Origin of the sequence: Flavobacterium collinsii, from assembly GCF_902804485.1 — a bacterium.
Lineage (GTDB): Bacteria > Bacteroidota > Bacteroidia > Flavobacteriales > Flavobacteriaceae > Flavobacterium > Flavobacterium collinsii.
In genome coordinates, this window is the sequence record NZ_CADCST010000089.1 from 1 (window position 1) to 8,288 (window position 8,288).

The 8,288-nt window shown below is 34.4% G+C and carries 6 protein-coding genes; 3 read left to right on the forward strand and 3 right to left on the reverse strand.

The genetic code is table 11. From position 1 onward, the window contains the following. Positions 1 to 614: 614 nt before the first annotated feature. Positions 615 to 1,469 carry a CvfB family protein gene (locus tag FLA105534_RS13655; RefSeq protein WP_173966680.1) on the reverse strand — a complete coding sequence of 285 codons (855 nt, stop codon included), beginning with the start codon at positions 1,467 to 1,469 and terminating at the stop codon, positions 615 to 617. A gap of 166 nt (positions 1,470 to 1,635) precedes the next feature. Here FLA105534_RS13655 and FLA105534_RS13660 point away from each other — a divergent pair, with 166 nt between their 5' ends. Next, positions 1,636 to 2,985, forward strand: coding sequence for a M28 family metallopeptidase (locus tag FLA105534_RS13660; RefSeq protein WP_173966681.1), 1,350 nt, complete (start codon positions 1,636 to 1,638; stop codon positions 2,983 to 2,985). Positions 2,986 to 3,062: 77 nt separating this feature from the next. On the opposite strand, the gene menD is transcribed toward FLA105534_RS13660, so the two are convergent. Next, entirely contained in the window at positions 3,063 to 4,727 is a 1,665-nt protein-coding gene (gene menD / locus FLA105534_RS13665) for a 2-succinyl-5-enolpyruvyl-6-hydroxy-3-cyclohexene-1-carboxylic-acid synthase (protein ID WP_173966682.1), read from the reverse strand. A gap of 177 nt (positions 4,728 to 4,904) precedes the next feature. On the opposite strand from menD, the gene FLA105534_RS13670 reads away from it, so the two are divergent. Next, the gene (locus FLA105534_RS13670; RefSeq protein WP_173966683.1) at positions 4,905 to 6,083 is read left to right on the forward strand and encodes a thioredoxin family protein; all 1,179 of its coding nucleotides are present in this window, start codon (positions 4,905 to 4,907) and stop codon (positions 6,081 to 6,083) included. Between the two features lie 14 nt (positions 6,084 to 6,097). Beyond that, a complete protein-coding gene (locus FLA105534_RS13675; protein WP_173966684.1) occupies positions 6,098 to 6,595 on the forward strand; it encodes a GNAT family N-acetyltransferase in 498 nt (165 codons plus the stop codon). Between the two features lie 362 nt (positions 6,596 to 6,957). On the opposite strand, the gene FLA105534_RS13680 is transcribed toward FLA105534_RS13675, so the two are convergent. Then, entirely contained in the window at positions 6,958 to 7,545 is a 588-nt protein-coding gene (locus FLA105534_RS13680; protein WP_173966685.1) for a glutathione peroxidase, read from the reverse strand. Positions 7,546 to 8,288 lie beyond the last annotated feature (743 nt).

Genomic DNA, 8,288 nt, shown 5'->3' on the forward strand with positions numbered 1-8,288 from the left:
CCCTAGAAATCAATGAGATACATTTTATTTCATTGATCAAAGATTGATTTTCTTTCACTGATTTATTAACCTAAAAAATGATTTTTTTGAGAAAATTTAAAAAATTTGTCGCTCATTTTTTTACGGTTTTTATTCACAAACCACTGGAGAATGAGCAAATGATTTATTCGTTTGTTGAAACTTTAAAAAGGAGATAGTAACACCTAAGGTTAAAAGCTGGAATTGTTTAGTAATTAGTATCGAATTGATTACGAAAAGAGGAAAAAATGCTAACTAAAACTTTCTACAAGTTATTTTATCAAACCAAATGGTCTAGCCGTGAAATTGAGTTTTTGTTTTTAATATGGATGCATAGATTGTTTAAAAGACATACCGTTTCAGAAAGTAATTTCTAAAATTTTTAAAGCTATTATTTTTTTGAATGGATTCGAATTTATTTTATTTCTGTTTTTTTTTAATTACAATTTTTTTTAAAACTAGAATAAAAAGGGAAAGGCTACTTGTAATGAGTAGCCTTTCCTGTTATATCAATATATTTTAAACTTCAAATCTCAAATTCCAAGACTATTCGTCCTATGCGAAATTTGGAGTTTGGAATTTGAATATTGGAATTTTTACTCCTTTACCAGATAAATCCCGTCTTCCTTAATTTCGATCAGTTTTTCTTTATACAAAGCCCCAATCGCCTTTTTAAACGTTTTTTTACTCATTTTGAGTACCGTTTTAATATCTTCGGGATGCGAGTTGTCATTTAAACGTAAAAAACCACGATTGGCTCTTAATTCATCTAAAATCTTTTCGGCATTAGGCTCGATGCTCTGATATCCCTGTACTTGAAGTGCTACGTCAATTTTGTTGTCAGGACGTATGTTTTTAATGTAACCGCGCATTCTGTCTCCGGTTCTGATGGCATCATCATACACTTCGTCTTTGTATAGCAACCCTTTGTGTTTCTCATTGATAATTACATTAATACCAATCTCTGTAATATGGGAAACAATCAATTCTACTTCCTCCCCTTTTTCAACGGTAAGATCCTCATTACTTAAAAACTGATTGGTTTTGCTTGAAGCTACCAGACGATTTGTTTTTTCGTCCATATACAAATAAACCAGGTAACGTTTTCCTTTTTCCATTGGACGAGCTTGTTCTTTAAACGGAACAAGAATATCTTTTTCCATTCCCCAATCCATAAAAGCACCAACATTGTTAATGTAATTCACCCTCAATAAAGCAAATTCGTTTAATAGAATGTAAGGTTCTAAAGTTGTCGCCACCGGACGTTGTTCGTGGTCTAAATAAACAAAAACGATTAATTCTTCCCCGATTTCGAATTCGTTCGGGACGTATTTGTTTGGTAGTAAAATATCATGAATTCCTTCAGGGTCTTTCTCAGGGTTACCTAAAAACAAACCAACTTTGGTATCACGTAATATAGTAAGGGTGTTGTATTTTCCTATCTCAATCATATTCTTAAAATTCTAAGCTGTTAAGCAGCTAAGTTTCCAGCTGCAAATGTACGAAGTTTGAAAATGGTAATCCTAAAAATGTTTCTAATTAAAAAAAGCCCCCCGGATCCCATTGTATTTTATACATTTTAGTTAAATTTGAGAACCTGTAATTAATCCAAAATCAATGAAAAAGACCATTTTCTACTCCATTTTTACCTTTTTGTTCTTTACCCAAATTTCTACTTCACAAATTGTTGAAGATCCTGAAATAAAGAAAATGATCAGCGAGATCAAAGCCGAAAACCTGGAAGCTACCATTCATAAATTAGTTTCTTTTGGCACCAGACACACCCTTAGCGATACCAAAAGCAAAACCAGAGGTATTGGTGCCGCCCAACAATGGGTAAAAGCCGAATTTGACAGATTTGCCTTGGAATCCGGCGGAAGGCTAACTTCTCAAATCGATTATTTTGACGTAAAAGCTGATGGGAAAAGAATAGCCAAAGACAGCCAACTCGGAAACGTCATGGCAACCCTGAAAGGTACCGATCCGAACGATAATCGCGTGATTATCATAAGCGGGCATCTGGATTCGAGAGTTTCCGACGTTATGAATGTGAAATCTGACGCTCCGGGTGCCAACGATGATGGTTCCGGTGTTGCAGCCGTTATCGAACTGGCAAAAGTAATGAGTAAAAGGTCTTTTCCTGCCACTATTATTTTTGTAGCTGTAACCGGTGAAGAACAAGGCCTTTACGGTGCTCGTCATTTGGCAGAATTAGCAAAAGCAGCCAATTGGAATATTGTAGCCATGCTAAACAATGACATGATTGGGAATAGCCTTTCCAGTGGTACTAATTTAAGAGACAACACTCAAATCAGAATTTTTAGCGAAACCATTCCGTTTTTAGAAACCGAAGAGGAAGCTAAAATGCGTAAAGCAACAAACCGCGATAATGACAGCCCGTCGCGTTTATTGGCGCGTTACATCAAAACGGTTACGGAACAATATGTAGACCAGTTAAAAGTGAAATTAGTGTATCGAAATGACCGTTTCCTGCGTGGCGGTGATCATACTCCGTTCAGTCAAAATGGCTTTACCGCAGTTCGTTTTTGCGAAATGAATGAAAATTTCAATCACCAGCATCAGGATTTAAGAACCGAAAACGGTATTCAATATGGCGATCTTGCTGAATTTATGGATTTTGAATATCTACGAAAAAATACCTGTTCCAACTTAGCGACGCTGGCCAATTTAGCGTGGTCACCAAAAGCGCCTTTAAGCGTAGGGATCGAAGTAAAAGAGCTTTCTAACTCTTCCACTTTAGCCTGGAGCGCACCTGACGGAAAAACCCCTTATGGTTACCAGATTTTAATGAGAGAAACTTCTTCTCCACACTGGGAAAAAACTTTTTTTGTGAAAGATACCAAAACCGAAATCCCTTATTCTAAAGACAATTACTTTTTTGCCGTGCAAAGTATCGATGCTTTAGGACATTCAAGTTTACCAGTATTTCCGGTTCCAATTCGTTAGTTTCGAGTTTGCTGTAAAAATTAAAAAGACGCAAAGAAATAATAATCTTTGCGTCTTTTTATTTATTCTTTTGAAGTTTAAACCAGCTCTTTAAAATATTGTTTCAAAACAATATCGTTCTCAGCGGTTGGAGTGAATATTTCCAAAATACAAGGAGCATTATTTGTTGCATAAAGAGATTTAATCCCATCGGCTAAAGAATCCTCATCAGTAGCTGTAAAATAGTTCATCTGATACATTTTAGCCAGATGTTCGGCTGTTAAATGATGTGACGTCTCGAAGTAAGTATTAAAAACCGGTTTTTCTTCGTGACCTGGAAGAATCCTAAAAATCCCTCCTCCTCCATTGTTAATTAAAACAATTTTGAAGTTTTTAGGAATATAAGCATTCCACAAAGCATTACTGTCGTACAGAAAGCTAATATCTCCCGTAATAAAAACGGTTTGTTTATCGTTTCCTACAGCTGCACCAACTGCTGTTGATGTACTGCCATCAATACCACTTGTTCCCCTGTTACAATAAACTTCGATTGAAGGATCAATCTCAATTAACTGCGCGTATCGAATTGCTGAACTATTGCTAATTTGCAACTGACTGCTTTTAGGAAGTGACCCAATTATTTTTTCAAATACTTTAAAATCTGAGAATGTAATTTTACGCAGATATTCTTCTTTTCTGATTTTTCTTAAATCGTAAATTTTATCAATTTTAGAAAAATAATCACTCTTTACAAATTCTGTTTTTGGAAGCAGTTCTTTGAAAAAAGTATCAGGTTCCATTACAAAATGTTTGCTTAGAGCATTAAATGTATCATAAGCTCGTAAAGTATCTATATGCCAGTGATGTTCGGGTTTATATTTTCGTAAAAAGGCTTTAATTCGTTTGGATACAATCATACCACCAAAAGTGATTAAAACTTCCGGTTCAAGATCTTTGAAATCAGCATCATCAAATGGAGTGATTAAAGTATCAATACTATTAATAAAACTAGGATGATGCAAATTTGATGTTGTCTCTGTAAGCACTACAATTGAGGGATCTTTGGCGAAGTTTTCCAGAATTTCTTTGTCGACAGAATTGACTTCGTTTATTCCTCCAATAAGAATTAATTTTCTTTTTGAAGTATTCCAAATGGAAACAGCTTCTGCTTCGTTTTCTATGATTCTTGTTCCCAGAATCTCTTCTGAATTTGTAATTATTGGTGCTACAGAAAGTTCTGAAACGGTTTCGTATAAAGGTTCTTCAAAGGGAGCATTAATATGAACGGGGCCTTTTTGAAGTAAGGCCGCTTCTATGGCTTTATTGATTTCTAGATCATTTTCTGCAGAAGCTTCTTCCGTTAAATTAGCATTATAAACGGAGTGATTCTGAAATACATTCTCCTGACGAATCGTTTGTCCATCACCAATATCAATCTTACTTTGAGGGCGATCTGCTGAGATAACAATCAATGGAATCTGACTGTAAAATGCTTCGGCTACAGCCGGATAATAGTTCAATAATGCTGATCCTGACGTACAAACAACTACGGTAGGTACTTTGGTTTGCTGTGCAATTCCCAATGCAAAAAAAGCAGCACAACGCTCATCGGCAATACTGTAACAGTTAAAATTAGGGTTTTGGGCAAATCCTATGGTCAGAGGTGCGTTTCTTGATCCTGGAGAAATTATAATATTCGTGATTCCTTTGCCTGAACAAATTTCGATAATGCTTTGTGCAAGCGCTATTTTGGGGTAAATCATTCTTATGGTGTATTACTTTTTGAAAAGAAGCTTATTGTTTTTAAGGCTCTTTTTGACCTCACAAAGTTACAAACTTCACATTGGATTTAACTTATAAATATGAAGATATTGAAACGAGTTTCTGGAAAAAGGGGATATATTTGTAAAAATGATTTTTTCGATTCAAACAAAACCGCTATGCGTTTCCTATATCTATTCTTTTTTTTAATTTCAGTACAGGCTATACAAGGACAAAATCAATTTATTCCTGACGATACTCCTTATAATACTGCCCTGAAGAATGCCAAAACACAAGGAAAACCACTTTTTGTAATGCTTTATGCAGATTGGTGCCCGCATTGTAATCTGATGAAAAAAGAAGTTTTTACTGATCCCAATGTGATCGAGTTTCTAAACAAAAATTATGTTTGTGTCTGGAAAAATATTGAAAAAGAAGAAGGCATAATACTTAAGAATAAATTCAATACGAAATCACTTCCCACTTTTCTGTTTATAGATCCTACTAACGAAACCCTTTTGTATACCTTAAAAGGAGAATTAAAAAAGGATGCTTTTATGATGGAAGCAAATTTTGCCTTAAATCCAAAGTTACAATTGCCTTATCTTGAAAAAGAATTCCTTGCTGATCCCAGTAATTCTGTGAAATTCTTCAACTATCTGAATACGCTGAAAAAAGGAAAAGACCGTACTGATTTATCCGTCCCGACACACATTTACCTCAATACCCAATCGGATGCGCAATTGGTTAGTGAAACCAACTGGCGGGTGATTGCCAATGGGGTTACGGATATAAAATCAAGAGAATTTCAATATGTTTTAAGCCACGTAAAAGAATTCGCTACTGTAGCTTCCCAAAGTCGTATCGATCGCAAGATTGAAAATATAATAACCGAATCGCTTCGCCCTTATGTTGATAATTTAGACACAACGAACTATTACAAACAAAGAGAAATTGCAAAATCAATACACCTTCAAAAAATAGATTCGATGGTGTTTAAGTTTGACTTAACCCTCGCTGAACGAACTGAAAAATGGCAGTTCTACAGAAAAGTTACTCTCAATAATACACAAAAATTAGTCTGGAACAATGCCACTGCTCTAAAAGACATCGGACAAACTTACTTAAAACATATCGCAGACACAGAGAGTTTGAAAAAGTCGATTTCATGGGTAAAACATGCGATCGAATTAAATGATTCTTATGATGGAAATCTTTTGCTGGCAAGACTTTACAACAAAATAAAAGACAAGAAATCGGCTTTGCAATATGCTAGGGATGCTAAGGAAATTTCAAAAGAAATGAACTGGAATTCCAAAGAAGTTGATACTTTACTGGCAGAGCTCAACACTAAATAATCTAAAAAACAGCTATGAGCCTAAACCTTAGACCGGCAACAATAAAAGATTTAGAAAAGATTCTGAATATTGTAAATCATTCTATCTTACATACCACTGCAAACTACAGTTATGAAGTTCAAACTCTTGAAATTCAAACAAAATGGTTTGAAGATAAAAAAGCCAAAAACCTGCCAGTAGTAGTTGCTGATTTAGACGGAGAGGTCGTTGGATTTGGAAGCTACGGACAATTCCGTGAGAAAATTGGGTATCAATATACCGTAGAACATTCTGTATATGTAGTGGATACGGTTATCGGAAAAGGTATTGGATCTCAGTTATTATCAGAGCTCATTCGTTTGGCTAAAGAACAGCGTTATCACGTAATGATTGGAGCTATTGATGCCGACAACGCAGGAAGTATTGCTTTTCATGAAAAATTTGGATTTGTTGTAACCGGAACCCTTCGCGAGGTGGGATATAAATTTGATCATTGGCTCGATTTGGTTTTTATGCAATTAACATTGAAATAAACAGCTTTAGAAAAAGCAATGGTAGGCCTAGAAATCCCAATTAAAGAAACTCCCAGGTTCTTAGAGAATCTCACACAAAATATGCAAGATGCGTTTCTTTGCGAAGAGGCTTTTGCCTCTAGGGCGTAACCCAATATTTACCATCATCATTCATAGTGCTATGCACCATGCTATTGCTATAGCTCTTTCAAAGCAAATCCTAATCTCATAGATCAGTTTTCCAAAATCATCTCTTTCCTTTTTTATAATCTAACAAAATGAGTCAGAACAATCTCCTTTGTCTTTCATTTATGAACAAAAAAATCCACAAAATTGAAATATTACTTTTCAATTTTGTGGATTAGATCTATTGTTTTCTTTTTTTAACCTTTGATCCAGTTGATTACTTCCGGATCTGTTGGTAACGTTCTTGGTTTAATCACTTTTACCAATTCACCTTTTTCATTGATCAGGTATTTTTGAAAGTTCCATTCTACCTCAGAATCCTGTAATCCGTTTTTAGATTTTTGCGTCAGAAATTTATAGACTTCACACATATCATTCCCTTTTACCGAAACTTTATCCATCATTGGGAATGTTACACCGTAATTTTGCTGGCAAAATGTCTCAATTTCTTTATTTGTTCCCGGTTCCTGTGATGCAAAATTATTTGCAGGGAAACCTACAATTACAAATCCTTTATCCTTGTACTCTTTGTAGATTGCCTCAAGATCCTTGTACTGAGGAGTTAAACCGCATTTTGACGCAGTGTTTACAATCATCACTTTTTTTCCTTTTAGCGAAGCAAAATCAAAAGTGTCTCCCGATAAATCTTCAACCTTAAATTGATAAATGGTTTCTTTTGCCATAGTTTTATCTGTTTTAGATAATTTTTCTTTACTGGTTTGCGCCTGTATTTTCGTGCCGAATAAAAGAACAACACTACAAGCTATAAATAAGACTTTTTTCATTGTTTAATTTTTTATAAAATTAGTTAAATTCTCCTTCTCCAAATGACTTTGCTTGCTATATTTTTACTAAACATAAGTTAAATAAAAAATTGAAGCCTAACGTTAATCAGACGTTAGGCTTCCCCCCATACAAACAAATCAAACCATGAATTAATTTTTCTTTTCTTTTATATCTTTATGTTAAATACAGTTGATGTCCCGGTTATAGTGCGTATACATCTCAAAATTCCGATCCTTTTGATATATATCTTAATGGCATTTATGTGCTACTCTGGGCAAGAATGGGGCTTCCGGAATTCTAAATTCATTTTTCTTTGGAAGTCCGAAGACATCAACTTATCTACTAATTCCTAATTAATGCATTATCGTTAGCTATTCTCTCTGAATTCTTGTTATCATATCGAACAAGTCCTTTACGGAAATCATTTTTACTGAATCCCCCGAGTGCTAAGACTGTGGTTAAACCTACAATCAGTATTTTTAGTTTATTGAAGCTATTCACGATAATTAATTTTTTATTGAGATTTACTTTACGATTAATTCTTTCTAAATGTTAATTTTTATTATTGCTTCTAAAATTAGAAATGCCATCACATAATTCAAACAAGCTTCATTTTCAATGACTTGCTATTTTACTCCATTATAATTCTGATGTTATAATAGCACTTACGTAATAGGATTGCTTTTGGTTTTAAAAAAGGTTAAAAAAAATGATACTTTTTTTAAAACCTCTTATTTTCCTA